Source organism: Leptolyngbya sp. FACHB-8, assembly GCF_014695575.1.
GTDB lineage: Bacteria > Cyanobacteriota > Cyanobacteriia > Elainellales > Elainellaceae > Vacuolonema.
This window is the reverse complement of the sequence record NZ_JACJOO010000034.1, coordinates 1-26,059: the sequence shown is the minus strand read 5'-3', so window position 1 is coordinate 26,059 and position 26,059 is coordinate 1. Positions and strand designations below refer to the sequence as shown.

Here is a 26,059-nt window from a genome sequence, read left to right as displayed (position 1 = left end):
ATGGGTTTGGTGCCGACTTTGGGAATCGCTACTGTGGGGGGAACCGCCCCTACCCAAGCCATTACCATCCCAATAACGTTCTACACTCGTAGTGGGTGCGGCACCACCGTTCGGTAGGCTGTCAACACCCACGCCCCATTCAAAACTCTACAGGAATCTGGAACCCTGGCGAGGTAAAGCCATGTTTAAGACCGTTTTATTTCCGATCGATCACAGTCGCGAATCTCAGGAGGCTGCTGAGGTTGTTACCGATGTTGTAAAAAATTATAAAAGCCGTCTGGTGCTGCTCTCTGTCGTTGAAGAGCCTGATGATGCCACTACGGTGGAGGCCGATATGGTGTCACCCGAGGCGATCGCCGCACTTCTCCAAAACGCTCAAGAACTCTTTGCCAATGAAGGCATCAAAGCCGAAGTTATCGAACGGACAGGCAAGCCTGCCTTTGTCATCTGCGATGTAGCCGACGAACTCAATGCCAACCTCATTATTATGGGGTCCCGGGGTACGGGCCTGACGGATGAGGGCGCAGCTCATAGCGTTACAAACCGGGTGATTAACCTGTCGCCCTGTCCTGTGTTGGTGGTTCCTTAGCCACTATTTCGAGGCCAAGGCAGAAGCTAGTAGGCTGCGGCCTAAGTTCGCAACCTATGTTTTGTGTGGGGTGCTTCGCACCTCACACAAAACATAGGTGATGGATTTCTGCCTCAGCGTACTAGTACTCGACAGTTTAAGTCTGCCCATGTTTAAAGGTGGAGGGTGCCCGGTATCCCCCACCTTTAAACATGGGTTGATTTTGCCGCAAGGCTAAACCAGTTCCATTAAGTCCTTCACGTCGTGTACTAGCTCATCGATGCGTTCGCGTGTGCTACTCCACGAGCAGAGGAACCGCGCTCCACCTACGCCAATGAAGGTGTAGAACAGCCAGCCGCGATCGCGCAATCCCTTAACCACTCTCTCCGGTAACGTGACAAATACCGCATTGGCCTGCTGCGGAAACATCAACTCAACTCCTTCAATTCGAGTGAGCTCGTGAGCCATATATGCAGCACACTCGTTAGCATGTTGTGCGTTGCGTAGCCAGGCACCCGTTTCCAGTAAGCCTAACCAGGGGGCAGCAATGAAGCGCATTTTGGAGGCGAGTTGACCCGCTTGCTTACAACGGTAGGCGAAATCTTCTGCCAGATCCCGTTTGAAAAAGATGATGGCTTCCCCAACGGCCATACCATTTTTGGTGCCGCAGAAGCACAGTACATCGACCCCCACTTTCCATGTGAGTTCGGCGGGAGTGACATTGAGAGCAGCGATCGCATTGGCAAAGCGTGCTCCGTCCATGTGGATCTTCAGGTGATAGCGATCGGCTATGTTCCGGATAGCACGTAATTCTTCAATGCTGTAGAGAGTGCCCAGTTCGGTGGTCTGGGTGAGGCTGATGACCTTAGGTTTGGGGTAATGGATGTCGGTGCGGCGGGTGGCGATCGCGGCGATCGACTCTGGCGTTAGTTTCCCGTTTTCCCCCCGCCCCAGGAGTAACTTTGACCCATTGGACGCGAACTCGGGCGCACCACATTCATCCGTCTCGATGTGAGCTAACTCATGGCAAATAACGCTGTGATAGGACTGACACAAGCTGGCTAGAGACAGGGAATTGGCGGCGGTGCCATTGAAAACGAAAAACACTTCACAATCGATCTCAAACAACTCCCGAAAGCGATCGGTGGCTTGTTGTGTCCACTCGTCGTTGCCATAGGCTGGAGCGCTGCCTAAATTGGCGCGGTGGGTGTAGTCCATTGCTTCCGGGCAGATGCCGGAGTAGTTGTCGCTGGCAAATTGTTCAGGGAGTATGGAGAGCATAGGATTTGCGTGCGAGGTCAAAATCTATTGTTAGAGTGTCAAATTTCTGCAGATTCTAACGCTACAGCAAAAGCTAATTCGCCAATGTAAGAACAATAGCGCTGCTGGAAGACCTTCTGTATTCCACAACGCGATACTGTGTTCTAGGCGGGGGGTGAAAAGGGCACGAAGTACCTCTTCCACCCCCCCTATCCACTGTTCAAACTCTGCCTAGAGTGACCGCCTCAGAACCCCCACTGGTCAGCCACTTCATTCAGGATGCGCGTCAAATGCCTCCCTGCGGCCTGGTCTGAGAAGTATTCCTGGGCATAGCGTTGGGCGGCTTGCCCAAGGCGTTGCCGTAGGGCCGTATCGTTCCAGAGGGTGTCGATCGCCTCCAACATGCTCTCCGTAGAGTTGGGCTCGACCAACCAGCCGGTTTCGCCGTGAATAATATAGTCTTCAACCCCATTACAACGGGTGGCAATCAACGGCCGGCCCATAAACATGGCTTCTACGATGGTGACCTGCCCCGCCGCTGTAATGCCGTCCTTGGGTTGTAGAGGCACGACATTAATGCGGCCCTGCTGCGCTAACCGGAAACACTCAGTACGAGCAATTCCCAGAGGCGTTTGTACGTTCGCAGGAATTTGCAGCCCGGCCAGGGCTGATTTACCCGAAGCCACAATAGTTGGAATGTTTAGTCGCTTAACCGCCTCAAATAAGGTAGGAAAGTCGCGATGGGCTGACCCCAGGGATGCCACGAAGGGATGCTCCATTTCCTCCTCATAGGTCACGGAAATAGGAGCGCTCTGGTAGGGCACAAATTCAAATCGTTCGATTGGCAAATTCAACCAATCGCTATAAATTTGCCGTTCTCGCCGGGTGTGAACGACGAAGCGGTCAATATGCCGTAAGCTTGCGCGGGCCATCCATTTCCGCAACCCATCGGAGCAAGTACCGACGTTAAAAAGCCAGGCTACAACAGGCTTCCCATGCTGCCGTGATAGGTTTTGCTGGATGCCAACGGCTGAGGCCAGTTGAGGAAATACGGTGATGACCCCATCGGCACCCTCCTGTAGAGCTCGTTTTGCCTGATCTAAATAGACGAGCCACTCATCAAGGGAGGTAAATTTGCTTTTGCGATCGTGCCATTTTTCCAGGGGTTTTCTACGGGGAACATGGCGTAGAGTATGGCGATCGCTCTCCATAAACAGCTCTAGCCATTGGCTCTGAGCAACGTTGTCGTAGTGAACAAAGGGTGCAGCAATTGTCCATTCCATTGGGCAGGTCTCTCAAAATGCGGTTTCGGTAGGCAGCCAAAGGTAACGGCGTCTCTGGGTAAAATGTAAAACTTCATGACCGAGCCCGGCCATAGGAGGTAGCCCCGCTCCTATCTCTCAATCGAGAGTGAATAATTTGCCTGAGTTCTGGGCTTTGAGTGGCTTAGAGCATCTTTTAGGGGTCAAGTGAATGGCGCACTCAACTGCATCTACGCACTGGGCTTTCTGCAGCCATAGAGTTTGAGAACGATAGGGTTTGTACGTTAGGTGGACGAACCATGCCTCGTTTCGAGATTTTTTAGTCATCCTCCACGAGCTGATACCCCTGTTTTGCACCCATAAATTCAAAAGAAAACTCGTAAAGTTCTGCATGCACTCCTAACCCAATATATGCAGAGTAATGAGTCAAAAACTAAGGGGATCTACGGAACCGTCATAGTAATTAGAAGTTTAAACACATTAAATCACCCATTTTTTTATCATGACTACTAAAAGAACCCCTGGTTTTTTCGTAGAGCTTATCCATTTCTTTAAATACTCATCAATTTCTACATTTGTATACCCGTAAATTTAAGGAAACTTCAGCGAAAGAATAGAATTCCAGAGCTTTAAGTTCTGTACACATGAAGGGTGCAAAAAATCAACTTTTTGAATGCCTGTGAGAGCCAAAAACTGTGGCGATCACTTAACGAATGGCACAGCTTTTGGCTCTCATGCTTAACTGGGCAGAGCCGCTGATAGGATTTTGGAAAACGGTAGGGCGATCGCCTCTTCTCAATTCAATCAATCAGCATTGATAAAACGCTGTCCTACATAAAGCGGTAATTTTGTCTAGAAAAAATGCTGCAATCTGTACAAAACTCAGTTTTGAGAATCGCAAATTTTAGATAGCACCCTGTACAAGTCTGGAATCTCTAAATGCCTAGTACGCTGAGGCGGAAATCCATCACCTATGTTTTGTGTGGGGTGCGAAGCACCCCACACAAAACATAGGTTGTGAACTTAGGCCGCAGCCTACTAGTGAAGTGTCAGAGCATGAAACCCTGATGCTTGAACTGCAAGATGATGTCAAAAAATAATGTCTTTACCTTCTGGTCAATAGCTCAACTTAATTAAGCACAAAGCTAAAATACTGTGCGATCGCTCATATGCGACACAACGTGGCAAATCTATCTGCCTGGCAGCGAGGTCTACGGTAATCCCGTTTTCAATCAAGTTGGGGGGCTGAACCGTAGCAATTCTCATTTTGGAATGAAGTCCCGCAGCTCATTGAAGGTGGGCTACGGCGGTTTAAGCCTGGAGTTCGTGCCCTATGGGCGCGAACTCCAGGCTTAAACCTCATAATGAGAATCGCTGGCTGAACCGTACAGAAGCACCCTAGAATAGCATTGCCCCATCCAGGCGGAAGTTTGGATTTTGATGTAAATCCAACGTTCCCGATAATTGTGTTATGACCTCTCCTCCAATTCAGTGGTATCCCGGCCATATTGCAAAGGCTGAGCGGCAACTGCTGGAAAATTTGAAAAAAGTTGATGTCGTGCTAGAAGTGCGCGATGCCCGCATTCCGCTAGCGACCCAACATCCCCAGCTGAGCCAATGGATTGGCGAAAAAGAGCGGGTGCTGGTCTTGAACCGAGTGGATATGATCCCGGCCGTGTTTCGTACTGAGTGGGAGCGTTGGTTTCAGCAACAGGGGGAAGCCCCTGTCTTTACCAATGCCAATCAAGGAACGGGGGTGAATGGGGTCGCGAAAGCAGCTCAAGTGGTTGGCGATCGCTTGAACCAACGCCGCCACAACCGGGGTATGCTGCCTCGTCCAGTGCGGGCCGTTGTGATTGGTTTCCCCAATGTTGGTAAATCAGCGCTCATCAATCGCCTTCTCAAACGTCGGGCTGTAGAGAGTGCCCGTCGGGCTGGGGTCACGCGACAACTCCGGTGGGTGCGCATTTCCGATCAAATGGAATTGCTCGATGCTCCTGGTGTTCTACCTTCCCGCCTCGCTAACCAGGAGGCTGCTCTTAAGCTGGCCATTTGTGATGACATTGGCGAAGCGGCCTACGATAATCAGCGCATTACGTCTGCCCTGATTGATCTTTTAAAGGGGTTGCAGGAACACGCTCCCATGGGTGTGGAAGGATTGCGATCGCGCTACACTCTAGATCCCGAAACCATGACAGGCGAAAGCTATCTGGCCTCTCTGGCTGAGCAACGCCACAATGGCGATCAAGAACGTACGGCCCGCGAGATCCTCAACGATTTCCGCAAAGGTTTACTGGGTGCGATTCCCCTCGAAGTCCCTCCGATCAGCTAACTGCTGCAAGTAGGTTTGGTGACGTAGAGAATCCGAGCCCTAATTTTGCCGCTGTGAAGCGACGGCAAAATTAGGGTTTTGGCAAGATATTGATTTATACTCCTGGCCATTTTTGTTAGGACATTTGGCGAGAGTGAGTGCTCCGTACTCGCTCTCGCCGAATGTCTTAGCGAAAATGGCTGTAGCTACGAATAGAGGGAGCAGTTTGCGCTCCCCTATTCGTAGCTATGAGTGTGATGGAGATGATCTCGATAATGTATTAATGAAGGCAATCATAAATAGAGTCTAAAGATAAGCGCTCGTCGGCATTTTCGTGGGATAGTTCTAGGACTGAAAATGGAGCGATCGCCCTAAAATTGATGGCTACTTTCCACAGTTATAAACTGTAATCCTCCTCTCGGACTGTACTCTGTTCTGGAAGCAGGCAGTATAATCGACAAGACTTTGAGCGTTCCTAAGTAACAGGATTGTTGCCCTTAGATGCGGCTTCGTAATGGAATGAAATCAATTCTTCAACGATTTCTTTGATTTCATAACCTAAGGAACTGCAAGAAGTATAAATACCTTTTTTGATCCCTTCTTTTAATACTAGTTTTTAATTCGGTTTTTGGTTGATCCCTCACCTTATTGCGTGATCCCCGGTCAACATTGTCCACCGTTCTTCTGATCTCTATGACCTCCTCACACTTTTCCGATTCCATAACTGATCACGCGTCAAGTTCTGCCTCTCTGGCTACCCAGCCTGCTTCGACACGGGGGGGTGCCACGGCAACAGGTGTCTACGTTACGGTTCATGGGCACTTTTACCAGCCCCCTCGTGAGAACCCCTACCTGAATGCCATTGAGCGGCAACCCAGCGCGGCTCCCTATCACAACTGGAATGAGCGGATCCATCACGAGTGTTATCGTCCCAACGCCTTCGCTCGGGTGCTCAATGATCATGGAGAGTTACTGGGGGTCGTCAATAACTTTGAATACCTTAGCTTTAATATCGGCCCGACGCTGATGAGCTGGCTGGAGCAGGCCGATCCGGAGGTCTACCAACAAATTCTAGAGGCTGACCGCCGCAGTTGTGAGCGGTTAGGTGGGCATGGAAATGCGATCGCCCAGGTCTACAACCACATCATCATGCCCTTAGCCAATGAGCGCGACAAGTATACTCAAATTCGCTGGGGTAAGGCTGATTTTCGCGCCCGGTTTGGTCGTGAGCCCGAAGGCATGTGGCTGGCAGAAACCGCTGTCGATTACCCAACGCTCAAAGCTTTAGTGGATGAGGGAATTCGCTTCATTATCCTGGCTCCCTCTCAGGCTCAGCGGTGCCGCCCTCTGCCCACGAATGAGCATCCTCAGCCTAACTGGACTGAAGTTGGCGGTAGCCAAATTGATCCCAGCCGCCCCTACCGCTGCTATCTGAATGAGCCCTCGGGCGATCGCTACATCGATATCTTCTTTTATGACGGCCCTATTTCCCGTGACATGGGCTTTGGTGAAGTGATGAACAGCTCTCAGCACTTCGCTGCCCGTTTAGGACAGGCGGTGCGGGGAGATCATCGAACGGCGCAGTTGGTTTCGGTAGCCACTGATGGCGAGACCTTTGGCCATCACAAAGGCGGCAGTGAAAAGGCCCTTGCCTATGCCTTTACCCGCGAGTTTCCCGCTCGGGGCTGGATGGTGACAAACTTCGCTCATTACCTGAGTCTGCATCCGCCTACCTGGGAGGTTGTGCTAAAGCCTGTAACGGCTTGGAGTTGCTCCCATGGTGTGGATCGCTGGCAGGAGGACTGTGGCTGCGGCGGTGGTGGTTTGTGGAACCAGCAATGGCGGCGGCCTCTACGGAGTACGCTCAATTGGTTGCGCGATCGCCTCATCGATATCTATGAAACGGAAGGGCGGCGCTTCTTCCTTGATCCCTGGGTGGCGCGGGATGAATATATTGCGGTGGTGGGCGATCGCTCTTCCACGAACATCAGTCATTTCCTGACTCGTCATCAAACCCACCGCCTCAACCATGCGGAACGGGTAGATGCCCTGCGGCTCCTTGAAATGCAGCGCCATGCCCTGCTGATGTTCACCAGTTGCGGCTGGTTCTTTGAGGAAGTGTCGCGGCCTGAAGGCACGCAAATCCTGCGCTACGCTGCCCGCGCGTTGGAATTGGCTGAAGAAGTGACCGGGACGCAACTGGAACGGGAGTTTATCCAACGACTGGGAACGATTCCCAGCAACGTGGATCTCTTTAGTTCGGGTGCCGACATTTATCATCAACTGGTCTCCCCCAGCCGCATCAACATGAAACAGGTTGCGGCCCACTACGCCATCAGTTCCCTCTTCCAGACCTACCCGCAGGAATCCCGCATCTACGCCTACCGCACCCAACAGTACGATTACCAGTTACGGCGTATGGGGGCGATGACCCTGGCAGTAGGCCAGCTACAACTGACGTCCGAGATCACCAACGAAACGGCTTATCTCGTTTTTGCCGTACTGCATCTGGGCGGGTGGGATTTCTATTGCTGCATCCAGCCCTTCGCAGGTCGTCGCCTGTTTACCCAGCTGAAGGATGAACTGTTTGAGGCTTTTCAACTGGCTAGTGCGGCTCAAACCATCCAGGTCATGAACCGTACTTTTGGGGATCAGTCCTATAATCTCCAACACCTATTTGTAGAGGATCGCCACCGGATTATGCGGCAACTCAGTCAGGCTACCCTGACCCGGTTAGATCAGCTCTATACCCAGGTGTATCGCGATAACTTTGGGGTGTTGATGGCCTTCCATCGGGATGGTCTGGACGTGCCTCAGGAACTTCAGGTTGCTGCCGAAATTGCCATCAGCCATCGAGCGATGGTGTCGCTGCAAGCCCTGGAGCGAGAAACCAGTGATTGGCCCCTGACGAATTTGCAAATGTGCCACAGCCACTTAGGTGAGTTGGAGGCGATCGCAAATGAAGCACGCCAACTCCGCTGCCAAATTCGCACGGCTGAAATGCGTACCATTCTGGAGCGCGTTATTCTTCGTGCCCTCTGGCACTTGCTCTATGAGCTGGATCTGGAGACAGCGATCGAAGAAATCACTATTCTGGAACGGCTACTAATAGTTGGGCGGGAGGTCTGTGCTGGGCTATCGTGCGATCGCGCCCAGGAACTCTACCTGCGCCGTCTACAGGCAACCATCCTACCCCTATTACAGGGAGATGAGCGGCAGCGGGCGATCGCCCAACGCCTGATTCACCTGGGCCAATGCCTCTCAGTCGATGTAACTTCCTGGCAAGTACCAGATGCACTGCGTACCTCCAGCCCGAACTCAATGTCGCTATCCTAGGGGTTATCTTGGGGTTGCTTTTACACGCGTAAAGTGCTGAAAAAGTGATCTTAAGCCGCTGAGCATTTGCCATTTTGCTTCGGACATCGGAAGAGGCTTGGTGTAAAGCACCAAGCCTCTCTCCATTGCAAAGATAAGAGGCTGCTGTGCATTGCACAGCAGCCTCTTATCCTGATGAGTCAAACGTATTATGCGTGGGATTGCAGTGCCAGGATGACTCCATCCAGGTAGGGGCGAATGATAGAGCTGCTCGCTGGAATGCGGGCATCGATCATTTCCTGAAGGAAACGGTAGGAGCTGGCGCAGTGGTCATTGCGTTTGTAGGCCAACAACACCGTATCCAACCAGGACATCATCATTTCTTTGAAGAACACTTCGTCGTTCCGCAGGATGGACAGCGCAATATAGCGCAATACCTGGCTCATGTCATACAAACACCGGGGGCGATGCTTCTGAATCACCTCCGGGTGGAGCTGGGCCATCTTGTCCAGAGCGTCATTAACGAGCTGAGTGCTATGTTCCCGTAGAGCATTGTACGCTTCCAAACGGGTTGTGTAGCTCTGGGCAAATTGCTCCAGAGTTTGCAGTCCTCGCGCATCCAGGTAGGCCCCATCGGCATCCAGGAAGCATTCGTCCATGTCGTGATTGAGCGTGTGCATAGTGTTAGTCGGTATTGGGTTGATGTAGGTTGGTCGGGTTCATTCCCTTACAGGAAGGCAACGTGAGAATTCAAAACCCTTCAAGATGGACACAACGTTGAACAAATCCATAGCGGATGATCGCGCCAGCATCTCAACCATTGGAGAGTTAGATGGGCAGATGCGGTGTGGCTCTTAGCCTCTAATTTCAGACTGCCCTAGCCTGTGAAGTGATACAACATCCTTGATTCATTTCTTAACTTTCGGGAAACGGTAATTCGTGAAGTCATACCAAATCAATGGGAAGCTGCACAGCATGAGAGTGGCGGCGCAGCTTCATAAAAAACGGTATCAGTAGGAGAGTTCTTGGTTTTACTACAAAGATTTGACGGCCAATAGTACGATACGGGCAGTCGGCTTAGGTGTTGGTGTGGATGTATTTATCCAGGCGTATCAATATGCCTTCAACAATTTAGATACCCTTTTGAAGGAGTTGCAGCAGCATCTCTTGCTGGTATCCGTGCCGTTGGCCTGTGGTTTACTCCTGGGGTTACCCCTGGGGTTATGGAGTGCGCGATCGCGCTCTGCTTCCACTGTCCTGATCAACGGCTTTAATGCCTTGCGAGTCATTCCCAGTTTGGCGGTGTTATTCCTGCTGATCCCTTACTCGGGTTTGGGGTTTCAGTCGGCGGCGATCGCTCTCACGCTCCTCGCCATGCCCCCTATTCTGATTAGTACTGACGTCGCTTTCCGTACCATTGATCCGATGATCCGCGAAGCTGCCTTCGGTATGGGTATGGATGCCCGTCAGGTACTGCGTCTGGTCGAAGTTCCTCTCGCGTTGCCAGTGATTATTGCAGGCATCAAGACGGCAACGGTAGAGGTTATTGCCAGTGCAACCTTGGCGGCGTTCATTGGTGCTGGAGGGCTCGGCAGCTTTATCGTGCTGGGCTTCTCGCTATACGACAACGCCATTTTGCTGGTTGGGGCGATTCCCGTAGCGATTCTGGCTCTGGTGGCTGAGGTGATGTTGAGCCGCCTTCAAAAATCTCTTCAACCGCCCCTTCGCTAGTTGAAGGCGAGGTCGTACCGGAAGGCAGGATCAAGCATAAGGAAATTAGAGGGGCGTGAAGTGGGCGATCGCCGAAAGTTCCCTCACCTTCTGGTCATAAACGTCATTGCTAAGAACAGGCATACATCCAGCCGCTCCTGCTTCCATGGGGGGCAACGGTAGTTTTAACCAGGACTTGCACCCACCATAGGCTGGTTGATCCTCTAACTCCAGCCCCTGTTCCAGTCGATAAACTCGTAACAGAACGCCGTAGAGAGGCTGTTGAGGTTTCCACGTCAGCCGCTTGCTGACTAACTCTGGGCTCCACACATGGAAGGGATATAGAGCTTCGGCCACGTCCTCAGTGGTGATTTGGGCTGTGTGAGTGACTTCTGCCCAACTGGCAACGACATGGGGTGGCGGTACAGGAGTTCCTGTTGGTGGAGCAGCAGGGGCAGTTTGAAGCAGGTGCCCATATTCTGGCTTCAACCACTGGGCTTTCTGATGTTCATAAGTTGGAAACAACCAGAACTGGGGCTCCTGAATTGCAAAAGTCCCTCCTGTTTCCCGAATGCCGCCTTTTCGAAGTAGCAAAATCGTGTGGCCATATTCTAATGCTGCAACGACCACGGCCCATTCTTTCAAAGTTGGCTGAGTCATAGCTTGGGCAGGGGCAAGAGAAGACATACTTAATCTCCGTCTACGCAAACGGGTGTTTTTGACTTCAAACTGACTCAGGAATGCGTTTGATCCAGAATCTACGTGTACAGCAGCGGCTTGTCTTTGGGTAAGAGGCTCGTACAGATTCTCAACCTTCGACGTGAAAGCCGTCAGGCTCTGCTACTTCCAGAGCCTGACGGCTTAAGAGATTGAGCAAAGGTGCTCGTTAATTGGACAGCCGATCGCCCAGGATCTGCTCTTTCAAGCCGTTGAAATCGCTGACTAGCTCGCTCCGGGTGGAAGCTTTGAGCAGATAACGATAGACAAACCAGGCAGAATAGCCAATCCCGATCAGCTCGAAGCTGGGGGACAGCAACGGAATATCATTGATGGACTTGAGAATCGCCAGGGTCAGGCGAACTGCAATAATCGCCCCAATGACAAGGCCGATGGTGACAATAGGACGACGGTATTGACCAAAGAAGGTCGTTAGGTAATCGGGCAAATCGCCTAAGAGCGCTGTCGCTTTGTCGATGATTTGCTGATATTGCTGACCAGTGCTGTCCTCGGTGGCTGGAGGCAGTTCTCCCACAATCTCATCGGTCGTTGTCCCTGAAATGAGGACATCATCTTGTTTGACTTCAGGCTCCATAGCAGTACCTTAAACGACAATAAACAGTTGAGAGTGCAATGAGTGCTTGTCAGATGTTGAGCGCAAAAACCGAGCGCAAAACTCAAATTTACATATTAAGGACAAATCTTCAGGATTATCCCATTGTTTTCCAGATATTTGCTAAATTTACCCGGACACCAGGGCAGAGTTCGTAGAATTTCAAGGGGGATCAGCCAGGAGCTGAGCCAATTTTCTCAAGGCATTGGTTTTACTTACGCCTCACCCTCTGCAAAATCAATGCCTCTAGGAAACTGGTGAGTACGCAGACAAAAAGAAAAAAGCCACACCGAGAGTGTAGCTTTCCAAGGAGCATGGCTAAATCTAGCTGTGGGTAGTAGGTCAGTAAATGTGGCGAGCTAATCTACCACGTTGAGTAGGCCATGGCGCATGCCATAGAAAATGCGCTGAATGGCAGCTTGTAAGTCTTCATCCATGGCGATACTGCCGGACAAGGCACTAACCAGACGATGCTCTTCGTCACGAGTGATGCTGTGAGAGTTGAGAATTTGTTCGATCAACTCTTCCAGGGGCATGGAATGGGTAGGTGTGCCAGACTGCATAACGTCCTGCAATAACTCCAGTAGGTAAAAGTATGGAGTGAATTGCGTGATTTCTCTGTGATGTGTATCAATCGCAATTGTGATCATGGGACAGGTTGTGAGGTGATCCACATCACATTAGGTGCGATTCTTGCGTTGAAGCCAATGTCGAAATGCAGTGCTGTTCTAAACGTGCGGTTGTTGTGGGAGAGACGTTTAGCTCCTCTCACAACCACTACTAAATATCAGCTTCCATAAGAAAAGCGATCGCCCGAAAGCGATCGCCGATTCCACAAGTGGCTAAATCAGTGCGCCAGGATAACCCTTAGGGAGCCAGAGCATTACCTCTCAGCAGGCTACCAATGGTTTTGGCGGTAATCTTGAGCTGAGTCAGGGGGTTCGCGGGAACCACCGTCTTGTACAGGTAGCTGTCAAAGGTGAGCTTCTGTACATCGATGTCATCGCACATTTCCACAAAGGCTTCGCGCGTCGCATCGGAGCGATAGAACACGCGTTGCAGCAGATCGAGTACCAGATAAGTAGCTCCGTAGGTACGATCCCACTTCTTCAGATACTGCTTCAGGTCTGCTTCGGTTGGAATGCGAGCGCCATTCTTGGATAGTTCCACAATGGTTTCAGCACACATCCGGCCCGACTTGGCTGCGAAATAAATGCCTTCGCCAGAGGACTTGGTCACATAGCCAGCAGCATCTCCTACCAGCGCTACCCGACCGACCACACGGCGTGGTCTGGGATGCTCAGGGATGGGGTGAGCTTCGACTTTGATGATTTCGCCGCCTTCCAGCTTAAGAGCTGCACGAGCACGAATGCCCGCTTGTAAATCTTTGATCTTGGCTTTGTTGATCTTCATCGTGCCGGTACCGACCGCCACGTGATCATATTTGGGGAAGACCCAGGCGTAAAAGTCGGGGGAAACATCGTTACCCACGTACATTTCGGCCAGTTCTTCGTAGTAAGCCATCTTGTCCTGAGGCAACCGGATGCGCTCCTGGAAGGCGATCGCATAGTTGTAATCCCCAGCGTCAATAGCCTTCGCTACGCGGGAGTTGGCGCCATCTGCACCAATGACCAGATCCACCTGAAGAGACTTCATGGTGCCTTCCACACCACCATCCGAGTGATCGGCGTAGTGGAGGGTGTAGGGTTCAGAGCTGGTTTTGGGTAGATCCATGCCGTACATGGTGCCGTTGATAAGCTTCGCCCCGTGTTTGGCGGCGCGATCGCGCAGGAAGCCATCGAGCACTTCCCGGCGGCACATCCCAATGTACTCGTCGTTCTTGAGGGTGCTACCAATGTTGACCTCGACATTGGATGGCGAGATCATTTTCATTTTCCGCACCCGCCGATCGATGATCTCGGGGGGGAGCTGAAATTCGTCCACCATGCAGAGAGGGATGGCTCCACCGCAGGGCTTAGCGTTGTCTAACTTACGTTCGATTAAATAGGTTTCGATACCCGCTTTTGCTAACGTCTCGGCAGCGGAGGAACCTGCCGGACCTGATCCAACTACAGCTACCCGCAGTGTCAAAGGTCGTCTCCCAAATTCAGAAGGCATTACGAAACGAATCCTATCACGGAGGTTTGAACCAATTTGCGCCACTTCCAAGGATGTGATCGAAATGAAACAGAGCTTAATGTACCGTTACAATTTTTGCGCTAAGGAAGCTAAAACCTTGATTTTCTCCGGGGTTGAAATAGAAAACATTTCGTGAACTTTCCATCACACAACCAAAGCAATTCCGATTTCGAGAGCGATCGCCTCAACTCAACATAGAAGCGGGTTTTGCCCTTAGCCCAACGACCCAACCCAAGATCGTCACTCAAGCCCGCCTTCTAAATAATTGCGATCGCAAGGGCGAGTTTTATCGTCAAAGAAACCTCATAAGCAATGGGATGCACCCTAAACAATGTGGGTAGCGGAAACAATGTGGGTAGCGGAGAAAAGCCGCTACCCACAACATGCATTAGATCCAGGGGGTATTACCCGCAGGGGGAAGCTTTGGTGGTGCTGGCGCTACGGGCGGTATCTCTTCCGGTTCTGTAGGAACGACAGGTTGCGGTTCGCTAGGCAGATGCTCGGGTGTGATGTCAGGTGGGGGCAGAATAGGCTGCTGTGCTTCTGGCGTAGCTTCTACAGATGGTTTTGCAGATGGATTAGCTCCTTTCGTGCGTTCTTTTAGGGTTTCTTGTAAGCGCGATCGCATCCTCTGAAAACGCTCCTGCAACTTTTGAGCCGGTTTTTGCTTTTGAGGTGTAGCCGGAATTGGAGTCTCTTCAGGGCTTACTTCCGGAGCCGGTTCAGGGGTAGATGGTGCCACCAGAACCTCAGGCACATCCTCATCCGTTACGGCGGGTTCCTCTATTGCTTCTGGCTCTGTTTCCGTAGGTGCTTCCTCTAGCTCTGCCGCTTCTGGTTCGGTTGAGGGCTTCGTGTCTTGAGGCACTTCTACTGGAGCCGGTTCCTCTACAGGTGCTGCCTCCGGTTCCGAAATCACGGGGGGTAGTACTGGCTCAACCTCAGGCTCTTGCTCCTTGTCCTCGGGCTCGGCCTGCTCTTCAGTCGCCTTATCTTCTAAATCCGATTCGGGTAAAACGTCCGAAGATTCATCAAGAGGTGTGGCTTCGATATCTTCGGGTTCTTCGCTCGGTTCTAAGGGCGGTGCAATTTCCTCGGGAATGGCAGAGTCGAATGGCTCTCCATCATCTTCCCTCAGTTCTTCTTCCGGCTCCTGTTCCTCCTCGGGTGCCGGCTCTTCGACACTCGGTTGAGGTGCTTCGATTTGGGATTCCGGGCTCGGCTCAAGGGGCGCTATCACCTCATCTTCGGGTGGTGCGATCGGTTCGGGCTCAGGTGGAGCAGGGACAACATAGTTAGGGTCAGTGATGGCAAGAGCCTCAGCGATCGCCACTTCCCCTCGCACTAACCGAGATAAACTATCCGTTCCACCCGGCTCATAGATGATTAATCGAGCCGTGTTATTAAAAGCATTCTCGGTTGGCAGACCGTCTTCATCCAGCAGTTCTAACTGAACCCAATTTTTCCCAGGCTTCAGCCCCTTTAAATAAATGGGCCGCCATTCATCAAAGACGAAGCTCTCGCCATTGACCGTGCAACGGATCCGCCAATCTTTAATGTCGTCTTCCGTGCTTTCCTGGGCAATCAGGTGTAGGGGGGCGTTGGTCAGGTGGAAATCCAACATGACAGGCTCAGCTCCAACGGTGCCTTGAGGGCGGCTGTAAGTGAGCAGGGGACGAGTCGGATCAGGGTTATTTTTAGGGGTTTTGGTAAAGCTATGGAAGATGACTTCGGCAAAGGCTCCCTCATTCTTATAGGTTTCGTGCCAGGGACGGGCAGCGATCGCCCGAATCGTATGGGTTCCTGGCATTAATCCCTGAAAAATGAGGGTTTGGTTTGCGTCATAAACCGCCTGGGAGGGCTGATCATCCAAATAAACTTGCAGGTAAGGCCCAAGACCCAGATCCTCATCCCTAAAGACCGGTAGATCCCGAACCTGGAGTTGGACTGTTACCTGGTCATCGTCGATCACTACCCCGTTACGGGGGCTGAGAATGGTCACTTGAGGCTGGTAACTATCCAAATCTCGGCGTAGGGCTTGGAAGATTTCCGGCGGTGATACTTCCGAGACTTTCCGTGTCTGAGTTGGCTGGAAGCGGGGTGACGATGATTTAGAAACATTAGGCGGGCCATCGTTACAACCCCATAGCCCAGCCCCCAGGAAAAGCAGGAGCGTTCCTAAAACCACACTTCGTCTCATGATCTGACTGCCAAAGCTGCGCACGCCGCCTTACTCCTCAGTGTTGCGATCGCCAAAGAGCCCGATGCTTTTCCACACCGATGCTCCATGGGAACTATATCGGAAAAGAGTGGGTCAGCAGACAGCCATCGCAGTAATTTCCAAATTGGGATGAGCAGGGATTGATTTTTTCTAGGTAAAACCTAGAAAAAATCAATCCCTATTCAATACCGGGGTTGTAACAAAACGTTTGAATCACTAAAAGTGTCGATAAATATGGTACCGAGCCTTGCTCAGTCAGTAAGCCGCCCTCATCAGACAAAGATATCTATATTATGGCGGTGTCCTTAAAGAGCTGGATCATCAATGACTTGGCCCTCTATCTATAGAATTACTGGGTGGGAAAGCTTAGCGGAAGTCTTATTATTTGTGCCGAGGATTGTTCAGATATTTACACTCCTTAATGATCGCAATACTTTTTGCGAACAATTAAGCCGTGGAAGGTCGATCAGATCTCGGTTTGCACAATTTGAATTATTGTTAATCCTCTTTAAACTCCGGTAGTCTACCCCTTTATAATTTCAGGGAACCCACCCCAGGTTCCGTCGGGATCACTAATTTGGTTACGGCCAAAGGATGACTCTGACATTCAGAGATTCCAATCGAATCTCTCTCGGGAGTCTATTCCAAGTTTGCCTTCGGGTTAGCTATGGGTGGACGAACGCTCCCCCTTAGGTCTTATGCGCCTTCGTAAATTCGCTAGTAGATAGCACACGAGGGAGACCACGATTGTAACGACTGTATTAGCTTGGGGCTGGGATGCAATCCTTCGTTTCCTTGTCTAGAGAGAGGAGAGTCTCTAATGACAACTACCCCACGGGAGCGAGAGGCGAAAGCTAAAGTGGTGGTTGACAAGGATCCGGTACCTACTTCTTTCGAGTTGTGGAGCAAGCCGGGTCATTTCGACCGCACTCTGGCCAGAGGACCCAAAACCACTGCTTGGATTTGGAACCTTCACGCCGATGCTCACGATTTTGATAGCCATACCAGCGACCTGGAGGACATCTCCCGTAAAATTTTCAGCGCACATTTTGGTCACCTTGCCGTGATCTTTATCTGGCTGAGCGGGATGTATTTCCACGGAGCTCGCTTTTCAAACTATGAAGCCTGGCTCAGCAACCCAACTGGCATCAAGCCCAGTGCTCAGGTTGTTTGGCCCATTGTCGGTCAAGAAATTTTGAATGCAGATGTCGGTGGCGGCTTCCACGGGATCCAGATTACCTCTGGCCTGTTCCAGCTTTGGCGTGCTGCTGGCTTTACAAACAGTTATCAGCTCTATGTGACAGCTATCGGTGGTCTGGTTATGGCCGGCCTGATGCTGTTCGCCGGTTGGTTCCACTACCACAAGGCTGCTCCCAAACTGGAATGGTTCCAGAATACGGAGTCCATGCTGAACCACCACTTGGCTGGTCTGCTGGGTCTGGGTTCCTTGAGCTGGGCCGGTCACCAAATTCACGTGGCTCTGCCCGTTAACGCGCTGCTGGATTCCGGTGTTGCTCCTAAGGACATCCCTCTGCCTCATGAGTTCATCCTGAATAAGGACCTCATCACAGATATCTACCCCAGCTTTGCTCAAGGGCTGACCCCCTTCTTTACCCTCAACTGGGGTGTGTATTCTGATTTCCTCACCTTCAAGGGTGGCCTGAACCCGGTTACTGGTGGTCTGTGGCTGTCTGATTCGGCGCACCACCACCTGGCGATCGCCGTTCTGTTCATCATTGCTGGCCACATGTACCGTACCAACTGGGGTATTGGTCACAGCATCAAGGAAATCCTGGAAGCTCACAAAGGTCCCTTCACTGGCGAAGGCCACAAGGGTCTGTATGAGATTCTGACCACCTCCTGGCACGCGCAACTGGCTATCAACCTGGCCATGCTCGGTTCTCTGAGCATCATCGTTGCCCAGCACATGTACTCGATGCCGCCCTATCCTTACCTGGCGACCGACTACCCCACTCAGCTGTCCATCTTCACCCACCACATGTGGATTGGTGGCTTCCTGATTGTGGGTGCTGCAGCTCACGGTGCCATCTTTATGGTGCGTGACTACGATCCCGTAGTGAATCAGAACAACCTGCTCGATCGGGTTCTGCGCCACCGGGATGCCATCATCTCTCACCTCAACTGGGTTTGTATTTTCCTCGGCTTCCATAGCTTCGGTCTGTACATTCACAACGACACCATGCGGGCTCTGGGCCGTCCGCAGGACATGTTCTCCGACACGGCGATTCAACTTCAGCCTGTGTTTGCCCAATGGATTCAAAACATCCACACGCTCGCTCCTGGTAACACCGCTCCCAATGCTCTGGCGCAAGCCAGCTTGGCCTTCGGTGGCGACCCTGTAGCGGTAGGTGGCAAGATCGCCATGATGCCGATCGCTCTCGGTACGGCAGACTTCATGGTGCACCACATCCACGCCTTCACCATCCACGTGACGGTGCTGATCCTCCTGAAAGGTGTGCTGTTTGCCCGTAGCTCTCGTCTGATTCCAGACAAGGCGAACCTGGGCTTCCGCTTCCCTTGCGACGGCCCCGGCCGTGGCGGCACCTGCCAAGTATCTGGTTGGGACCATGTGTTCCTGGGTCTGTTCTGGATGTATAACTCCCTGTCCGTTGCGATTTTCCACTTCAGCTGGAAGATGCAGTCTGACGTATGGGGGACCGTTGCTCCAGATGGTTCCATCTCGCACATCACCAACGGCAACTTTGCTCAAAGTGCGATCACCATCAATGGTTGGCTGCGTGACTTCCTGTGGGCTCAAGCTGGTCAGGTTATCGGTTCCTACGGTTCCGCTCTGTCTGCCTACGGCTTGCTCTTCTTGGGCGCTCACTTTGTTTGGGCCTTCAGCTTGATGTTCCTGTTCAGTGGCCGTGGCTACTGGCAAGAATTGATCGAGTCGATTGTTTGGGCACACAATAAGTTGAAAGTTGCCCCCGCTATCCAGCCTCGCGCTCTGAGCATCATTCAGGGCCGTGCTGTAGGGGTAGCTCACTACCTCCTGGGCGGAATTGCCACTACCTGGGCATTCTTCCTGGCTCGGATTATTTCTGTCGGATGAGCACGAGGAGATTTCGTTAAGTCATGGCAACTAAATTCCCAAAATTTAGCCAAGCCTTGGCGCAGGACCCGACAACTCGTCGGATCTGGTACGGGATTGCCACCGCCCACGACTTTGAAAGCCACGATGGCATGACTGAGGAGAAGCTCTATCAAAAGATCTTCGCCTCCCACTTCGGTCATCTAGCAATCATCTTCCTGTGGACTTCGGGCAGCCTGTTCCACGTCGCCTGGCAAGGTAACTTTGAGCAGTGGCTCAAAGATCCTCTAACTGTTCGTCCCATTGCCCACGCAATTTGGGATCCTCACTTTGGTAAGGCCGCCGTTGATGCGTTTACGCAGGCTGGCGCGTCGAACCCTGTCAACATTGCTTACTCCGGCGTGTACCACTGGTGGTACACCATCGGGATGCGGACCAACGGCGACCTGTATCAGGGTGCTGTGTTCCTCCTTCTGCTGGCCGCTGTGATGCTGTTCGCTGGCTGGTTGCACCTGCAGCCCAAGTTCAGCCCCTCCCTCTCCTGGTTTAAGAATGCTGAGTCCCGTCTGAACCACCACCTGGCTGGTCTGTTCGGTGTTAGCTCCTTGGCCTGGGCTGGTCACCTGATCCACGTGGCAATTCCTGAGTCCCGTGGTCAGCATGTGGGTTGGGATAACTTCCTGTCGGTTGCGCCTCACCCCGCTGGTCTGAAGCCTTTCTTCACTGGCAACTGGGGCGTGTATGCTCAGAACCCCGACACTGTGAACCATGTGTTCAACAGCAGCGACGGTGCTGGCTCTGCCATCTTGACTTTCCTGGGCGGCTTCCACCCTCAGACTGAGTCTCTGTGGCTGACCGACATGGCGCACCACCACTTGGCGATCGCCGTTCTGTTCATCATTGCGGGCCACATGTACCGCACCAACTTTGGTATCGGCCACAGCATCAAAGAGATGCTCGATTCCAAAGCCGGTCTGTTCAGCAAGTCCTCGGAAGGTCAGTTCAACCTGCCTCACCAGGGTCTGTATGAGACCTACAACAACTCGCTGCACTTCCAGTTGGGGATTCACCTGGCTGCTCTGGGTGTCATCACCTCTCTGGTTGCTCAGCACATGTACTCGCTGCCTCCCTATGCCTTCATGGCTCGGGATTACACGACCCAAGCGGCGTTGTACACCCACCACCAGTACATTGCTGGTTTCTTGATGGTTGGTGCGTTCGCTCACGGCGCTATCTTCTGGGTTCGGGACTATGATCCCGCTCAGAATAAGGGCAACGTGCTCGATCGCGTACTCCATCACAAAGAGGCCATCATCTCTCACCTGAGCTGGGTCTCCTTGTTCCTGGGTTTCCACACCCTGGGTCTGTACGTCCATAACGACGTCATGCAAGCCTTCGGTACCCCCGAAAAGCAAATCCTGATCGAGCCCGTGTTCGCACAGTTCGTTCAAGCAGCTTCCGGTAAGGCGCTGTATGGCTTCGACTCCCTGCTGTCTAATGCAGATAGCATTGCAACCACCGCATGGCCCAACCATGGCAACGTGTGGCTGCCTAACTGGCTCGATGCCATCAACAGCGGGTCTAACTCTCTGTTCCTGACCATTGGCCCTGGCGACTTCCTGGTTCACCATGCGATCGCTCTGGGTCTGCACACCACCACCCTGATTCTGGTTAAAGGTGCGTTGGATGCCCGTGGTTCCAAGCTGATGCCCGATAAGAAAGATTTCGGCTACAGCTTCCCTTGCGACGGCCCCGGCCGTGGCGGCACCTGCGACATCTCTGCCTGGGATTCCTTCTACCTCGCCATGTTCTGGATGCTCAACACCATTGGTTGGGTTACCTTCTACTGGCACTGGAAGCACCTCTCGGTGTGGAGTGGTAACGTTGCTCAGTTCAACCAGTCTTCGCCAACCATCATGGGCTGGCTGCGTGATTACCTGTGGCTCAACTCTGCCCAGTTGATCAACGGCTACAACCCCTACGGTATGAACAACCTGGCTGTTTGGTCTTGGATGTTCCTGTTCGCTCACCTTGTATGGGCAACGGGCTTCATGTTCCTCATCAGCTGGCGTGGTTACTGGCAAGAGCTGATCGAAACCCTGGTATGGGCGCACGAGCGCACTCCTCTCGCGAACCTGGTTCGCTGGAAGGACAAGCCCGTTGCAATGTCCATCGTTCAAGGTCGTCTGGTGGGTCTGGCTCACTTCACGGTGGGTTACATCCTGACGTACGCGGCCTTCTTGATTGCCTCAACGTCAAGCCGATTTGGTTGATGTAGGCGATACTAGGTAACTAACAAAAAGCCCCCTTGCTTACGGCAGGGGGCTTTTTGTATTGGGGTGGATGTTTGTTGATGTGTTTCACACATCAGCAAATATAGCGCTATGCACGTTGATTAAGTACGGTGGTGTGGGGCACGAAGTGCCCCACACCACCGTTGCTGTACTTAACGCACTTGCACATTGCTATATCCCCCCGATCATCAGGTTAAAGTGCAAGAAGAAAGCAGTTTTTCTATCTGTCTGAAGCGTATTATCCGAATAGATTTTTTCGATTACTAGTGGATTTGTTTGGAGGTGACTACTACACCTTCATACATTGACTATTCGGAGGCTAAAAAGTATGCCAGATCGACCTTTAGAATTGGATTACTCCCGTCGGGAGGCTTTGCCAAACGTGGCTCCGCGATCGCTCCTTCGTTCTAGCCAGGAGGTGGGGTGGAAAAATATTCAGTTGGTTCGCTTCCAGGTACCCGCGAGCGAAACCCCAGAGATTGTTAATCTTCAGCATGTTATTTTCCTGGCAGATTGGAAGCATACAACAGAGGTAGAGCTTGAGTTTGCCGGAAAACGCTACCGAAACGAACACCAAGTGAATGAAACGGGTTGCATTGAAATTCTTCCAGCCAATGCACCCATGAGTGCCCGTTGGAGCCATGGGGGTGATTTCATTCACTGTTATTTGGAACCCACCTTCTTAAACCATGTAGCTCATGAATATGTAGATCCGGATAACGTCGAAGTGGCACTAACGCTAAAAAAGCCTGATCCTCTGGTTTGGCAAATTGTTTCAGCACTGAAGACAGTTCTGGAAACCGATCCGGAGGATAGTTCCTTTTATGCGGAGGCGATGGCTACGGCTCTTGCCGCTCATTTTCTGAGGTATTACTCAACCCGGAAGCAGGTCTTACGAGAGCATGAAGATGGATTGCCAGGATATAAATTAAAACAAGCACTTGACTACATCAACGCACACCTTTCTGAGAACGTTTCGCTAGCAGAAATTGCAACTGAATTGGGAATGAGTCAGTACTATTTCTGTCGCTTGTTTAAGCAATCCACCGGCATTACTCCGCATGCTTACTTAATACAGCAACGGATAGAGTTATCGAAGCAGTTGCTGAAACAGAAAGAAAGCACAGTTAATGATGTGGCGATCGCTTGTGGGTTTGCTAACCCCAGCCATTTTGCGAGATGCTTCCGCCGATCCACGGGTGTTTCCCCAAAACAGTTTCGCCAGATGTAACCATCACCCTGCAACCCAGAGATTAAAGAAATGCCACGACCTTTAGAACTAGATTACGCTCAGCGGGGAGACTTGCCTGAATTTGCTGCACCATCGCCCCTTTGCTCTAGCCAGGAAGTTGGTTGGAAAACTATTCATCTAGTGCATCAACAACTGCCTGCAAACGAAACTCCAGAAATCATTAACCATCAGCATGTAATTACCCTATCGGGTTGGGGGCATCCAACTGAGGTAGAGTTGATTTTTGCAGGGAAACGCTACCAAACCCTGCATGACAAGAATACATCTGGTCATATTGAGCTTTTGCCGGCCTATGTACCGATGAGTGCACGATGGAATCAAGATATTGATTTTATCCATTGTTACCTTGAGCCTGACCTTATAACTCATATTGCTTATGAGTCTGTAAACCCTGATATTGTTGAAGTGCAGCTTTCTCTGCAGAAGCCCGATCCACTGGTTTGGCAAATTATTTCAGCATTAAAGTCGGTTCTAGAAACTGGGGCAGAAAATAGTTGCTTCTATGCAGAATCAATGGCAACAGCTCTGGCTGCTCATGTGCTGAAATATTACACAACCCGGAAGCATGTCTTACGGGAGTACGAGGATGGATTGCCAAAATATAAATTAAAACGAGCGCTTGACTATATCAACGAACACCTTTCTGAGAACGTTTCGCTGGCCGTAATTGCAACTGAGTTGGGTATGAGCCAATTCTATTTCTGCCGTTTATTCAAACAGTCTACTGGAATCACGCCCCACGCTTACTTGATGCAGCAGCGGGTAGAGTTATCCAAGCAATTGTTGAAAAGCGGAAAGCGCACTATAAATGATATTGCTCTGGCCTGTGGTTTTGCTAACTCCAGCCATTTTGCGAAATGCTTTCGGCGATATACTGGCGTTTCCCCAAAACAATTTCGCATGATGTAATATTGCACCTGCTGCTCTCACAAAACAGGGATGCGCATGGCCCAAAAGGTCATGCGCATCCCTGTTTTGTAGAGGAGTATGGTCTTGAATGGCGATCGCAAGGATATGTTCTAATCGCAAAAATGTGTTCGCTTTGCGTTGGAAAAGCTGGTACATATTTTCCTGTAGCCTAAATCACTCATGTCTGAGCTTTGGGTCGAACCCTTTCAAGTTTTAGTTCATATTCGAGCCGTTGAATTTCTGTGCGCTAGGCCCACAGAAGTTCAACCCTCTAATGGGCATCTCTACCTGGCCAGGATGACTGCTCTCGCATTGTCTCATTCAACCCCCGCTGAGCCGTGTCTACTGCAAGCCCATGATTATTTGCCAGGAAAAACCATTAAAATCGTTTGCTACTTTCCTCGAAAAAGCCCGTGCTCTGGATTGGTCACCGATTGTCTATCAATTAATGCAATCGAGAAATGGTCCTCAATGGACGCAGACCAAGACATTTAATGTATTGACTCAGTACATCGCGTTTCTTTATCTAGTGGATGCTTATCCTCAATATGGTTTGGTTCCATCCTCAGATGTGGATCAGATATGGCATTACCACATCCTCGATACACAAAAATATGCTGAGGATTGTGAAACGTTATTTGGTCGAATGGTTCATCACTCCCCATATCTGGGGCGTCACGGTGAGCAAGACCGTCGCTATCAGCGCAGTGCTCATGGCGTAACCCAAGCATTGATCCAGAATATTCTGGGAAAATCTTCGGTTTACCACGGAACCCAACCTGCTGACTGCGAACCAATTCGATAGCGGTCAAGTTCATATCGTACAAGCGTCTGGTTGGAAGGCTTAAAACTCTAGCCAGGCGCTTTTTTCAACGCTTATGCATACTGATACCAGTTCGATATAAAGCTGCATCTAATGTTGTATGCCTTGCCCATATAAGGTATAGAACATTAGATGCAGCTTCGGGTTGAGGAGATACGATACGTTTGCGTACAGATTAGTACCGATTGCGTTTTTTCCTTCTCTGATTTTTCTGAGCGGCTTCAACGATCGCCAATGCAGAACCCAAAATCACAGCAACCACGCTGGGAGAACTGGTTGAGGCACGCCGGATTGGGGTAGTCTCCGTTGGGGCTGAGGTGGAGGAAGATTCGGGTTGCTTGGATTGGGCGATCGCCTCCACATACTCTTTGGTGGGGATGCCCTGTTGCACACGACCCTGCTCCGTCAGGGGCACTGCCAGAGAGGTGGGGCGAATTTGAGAACCGTAGCGGCGGGCGTATACCTGCGTGAACTCGGCTCCAAACAACAAAATTTGCGCTGAGTAGAAGACCCACACCAGAATGACGACCAGAGAACCAGCTGCACCGTAGGCCGAGCCGATCGCTGCACTCCCTAGATAAATGCCGATTAACGTACGACCAATGGTGAATAGTAAAGCCGTTACAGCAGCTCCTATCCCCACATCACCCCAGGTGATGTGTACGTCAGGCAGAACTTTATAGATTAATGCAAACAAAAAGGTAATGATGCCAAATGAGACGAGGAAGTTCACCAGTTCCCACAAGGGCGCAAGGCTGGGAGCCAGCCCGTTCATGTAAGTGCCGATGCCAGCGACAAGGGCACTAATCACCAGAGAGACCAGGAGCAGAAATCCGATCACCACTACCATTCCAAAGGAAAGGAAACGGGTGCGAATGAAGTTAATGATGCCGCGATCAGGCCTAGGAGCGACTTCCCAAATCGTGTTTAGTGCATCTTGCAACTGCCCAAATACTCCCGATGCCCCAACCAGCAGGGTGATAATTCCGATAACAGTGGCAAAACCGCCGCTCTCCACCCTGTTCGCATTAACGATCATCGCTTCCACAAAGCTGGCTCCCTCCTGGCCCAGCAAGCCTTGAATCTGCCCTACAATCTGCCCCCGAGCTGCCTCTTCTCCAAAGAAAAGAGCCGCGATGGAGATGGCGATAACCAGCAGAGGAGCCAGAGAAAAGATCGTAAAATAGGCCAGCGCGGCTGCCAGGCGCGGAACTTTATCTTCCGTCCATTCAGCGTAGGTTGCCTTAAGTAATGGAAAAAGGGCAGAGGCTCTCATCGTGGTTTTTGTTTGGGGGTGGGAGATTTGGAAGACAACCCCCTTTGTTTTGAAGGCTAGCAAGAACAGCGTTTTGAGTGCGTCTCCCACGGGAGAGAAACATTCTTTGGAGAGGGAACAAAAAAGCCGTTACTGTCTTTCTCCTGCGGGCAAGTACACTCTTTGCCATTTAACTAGTGGGTCATCTGGCGTGAGTATTGCCATTTCAGGTGGAGCATTTCAGGCCACCAAGGACTGGGTTACAGCCCCAGACCCTCCTAATCGATGCTTAGGTCGTTTAGATCGCGCTCGTTGTCGTCGTGCCGCTCGCTTGCCACCCCACTCAAACGGTGTT

Annotated in this window: 19 protein-coding genes; 10 read left to right on the top strand and 9 right to left on the bottom strand. The window is 51.4% G+C overall.

Annotation, left to right across the window (positions count from 1 at the left end; translation table 11 throughout):
* Positions 1–181: 181 nt before the first annotated feature.
* Positions 182–589 (top strand): universal stress protein, encoded by a 408-nt coding sequence (locus H6F91_RS06865; protein WP_190772649.1) that lies wholly within the window; start codon positions 182–184, stop codon positions 587–589.
* A 213-nt stretch (positions 590–802) separates the two neighbouring features.
* Here the strand turns inward: H6F91_RS06865 and H6F91_RS06860 are convergent, their stop codons facing one another.
* Both H6F91_RS06860 and H6F91_RS06855 read right to left on the bottom strand, forming a co-directional pair.
* Positions 803–1,849 carry a low specificity L-threonine aldolase gene (locus H6F91_RS06860; RefSeq protein WP_190772650.1) on the bottom strand — a complete coding sequence of 349 codons (1,047 nt, stop codon included), beginning with the start codon at positions 1,847–1,849 and terminating at the stop codon, positions 803–805.
* 224 nt (positions 1,850–2,073) lie between these two features.
* Entirely contained in the window at positions 2,074–3,111 is a 1,038-nt protein-coding gene (locus H6F91_RS06855) for a glycosyltransferase (protein WP_190772651.1), read from the bottom strand.
* 1,134 nt (positions 3,112–4,245) lie between these two features.
* On the opposite strand from H6F91_RS06855, the gene H6F91_RS06850 reads away from it, so the two are divergent.
* From H6F91_RS06850 to H6F91_RS06840, 3 genes are all read left to right on the top strand, one after another.
* Positions 4,246–4,446: a hypothetical protein gene (locus H6F91_RS06850; protein ID WP_190772652.1), complete on the top strand. Its 201-nt coding sequence runs from the start codon at positions 4,246–4,248 to the stop codon at positions 4,444–4,446.
* Positions 4,447–4,561: 115 nt separating this feature from the next.
* Positions 4,562–5,422 carry a ribosome biogenesis GTPase YlqF gene (gene ylqF / locus H6F91_RS06845; RefSeq protein ID WP_190772653.1) on the top strand — a complete coding sequence of 287 codons (861 nt, stop codon included), beginning with the start codon at positions 4,562–4,564 and terminating at the stop codon, positions 5,420–5,422.
* A 672-nt stretch (positions 5,423–6,094) separates the two neighbouring features.
* Complete coding sequence (locus H6F91_RS06840; protein WP_190772654.1) at positions 6,095–8,737, top strand: DUF3536 domain-containing protein; 2,643 nt, start codon at positions 6,095–6,097, stop codon at positions 8,735–8,737.
* A gap of 188 nt (positions 8,738–8,925) precedes the next feature.
* Here the strand turns inward: H6F91_RS06840 and H6F91_RS06835 are convergent, their stop codons facing one another.
* The gene (locus tag H6F91_RS06835; RefSeq protein ID WP_190772655.1) at positions 8,926–9,396 is read right to left on the bottom strand and encodes a phycobilisome protein; all 471 of its coding nucleotides are present in this window, start codon (positions 9,394–9,396) and stop codon (positions 8,926–8,928) included.
* Positions 9,397–9,805: 409 nt separating this feature from the next.
* Between H6F91_RS06835 and H6F91_RS06830 the strand changes: the two genes are divergently transcribed.
* The gene (locus H6F91_RS06830) at positions 9,806–10,447 is read left to right on the top strand and encodes an ABC transporter permease subunit (RefSeq protein WP_190772700.1); all 642 of its coding nucleotides are present in this window, start codon (positions 9,806–9,808) and stop codon (positions 10,445–10,447) included.
* Positions 10,448–10,492: 45 nt separating this feature from the next.
* On the opposite strand, the gene H6F91_RS06825 is transcribed toward H6F91_RS06830, so the two are convergent.
* The 5 genes from H6F91_RS06825 to H6F91_RS06805 form a co-directional block, all read right to left on the bottom strand.
* Complete coding sequence (locus tag H6F91_RS06825) at positions 10,493–11,113, bottom strand: DUF1802 family protein (protein WP_199307676.1); 621 nt, start codon at positions 11,111–11,113, stop codon at positions 10,493–10,495.
* Between the two features lie 199 nt (positions 11,114–11,312).
* Positions 11,313–11,738, bottom strand: coding sequence for a CAAD domain-containing protein (locus H6F91_RS06820; protein WP_190772656.1), 426 nt, complete (start codon positions 11,736–11,738; stop codon positions 11,313–11,315).
* A gap of 377 nt (positions 11,739–12,115) precedes the next feature.
* On the bottom strand, positions 12,116–12,319 hold the full coding sequence (locus tag H6F91_RS06815; RefSeq protein WP_190772657.1) for a hypothetical protein: 204 nt from the start codon (positions 12,317–12,319) through the stop codon (positions 12,116–12,118).
* A gap of 304 nt (positions 12,320–12,623) precedes the next feature.
* Positions 12,624–13,847 carry a geranylgeranyl reductase gene (chlP, locus tag H6F91_RS06810; protein ID WP_190772658.1) on the bottom strand — a complete coding sequence of 408 codons (1,224 nt, stop codon included), beginning with the start codon at positions 13,845–13,847 and terminating at the stop codon, positions 12,624–12,626.
* Between the two features lie 436 nt (positions 13,848–14,283).
* A complete protein-coding gene (locus tag H6F91_RS06805) occupies positions 14,284–16,095 on the bottom strand; it encodes a hypothetical protein (RefSeq protein ID WP_190772659.1) in 1,812 nt (603 codons plus the stop codon).
* A gap of 841 nt (positions 16,096–16,936) precedes the next feature.
* Between H6F91_RS06805 and psaA the strand changes: the two genes are divergently transcribed.
* The 5 genes from psaA to H6F91_RS06780 all read left to right on the top strand — a co-directional run bounded on the left by psaA (position 16,937) and on the right by H6F91_RS06780 (position 24,431).
* Positions 16,937–19,192: a photosystem I core protein PsaA gene (gene psaA / locus H6F91_RS06800; protein ID WP_190772660.1), complete on the top strand. Its 2,256-nt coding sequence runs from the start codon at positions 16,937–16,939 to the stop codon at positions 19,190–19,192.
* A 23-nt stretch (positions 19,193–19,215) separates the two neighbouring features.
* On the top strand, positions 19,216–21,444 hold the full coding sequence (psaB, locus tag H6F91_RS06795) for a photosystem I core protein PsaB (RefSeq protein ID WP_190772661.1): 2,229 nt from the start codon (positions 19,216–19,218) through the stop codon (positions 21,442–21,444).
* A gap of 349 nt (positions 21,445–21,793) precedes the next feature.
* Positions 21,794–22,696, top strand: a complete 903-nt coding sequence (locus H6F91_RS06790) for an AraC family transcriptional regulator (protein ID WP_190772662.1) — start codon at positions 21,794–21,796, stop codon at positions 22,694–22,696.
* A gap of 141 nt (positions 22,697–22,837) precedes the next feature.
* The gene (locus H6F91_RS06785; RefSeq protein WP_347280014.1) at positions 22,838–23,626 is read left to right on the top strand and encodes an AraC family transcriptional regulator; all 789 of its coding nucleotides are present in this window, start codon (positions 22,838–22,840) and stop codon (positions 23,624–23,626) included.
* 355 nt (positions 23,627–23,981) lie between these two features.
* Positions 23,982–24,431: a glycine-rich domain-containing protein-like gene (locus tag H6F91_RS06780; protein WP_199307675.1), complete on the top strand. Its 450-nt coding sequence runs from the start codon at positions 23,982–23,984 to the stop codon at positions 24,429–24,431.
* A 193-nt stretch (positions 24,432–24,624) separates the two neighbouring features.
* Here H6F91_RS06780 and H6F91_RS06775 read toward each other — a convergent pair whose 3' ends face one another.
* On the bottom strand, positions 24,625–25,725 hold the full coding sequence (locus H6F91_RS06775; RefSeq protein ID WP_190772664.1) for a YihY/virulence factor BrkB family protein: 1,101 nt from the start codon (positions 25,723–25,725) through the stop codon (positions 24,625–24,627).
* Between the last annotated feature and the right edge of the window lie 334 nt (positions 25,726–26,059).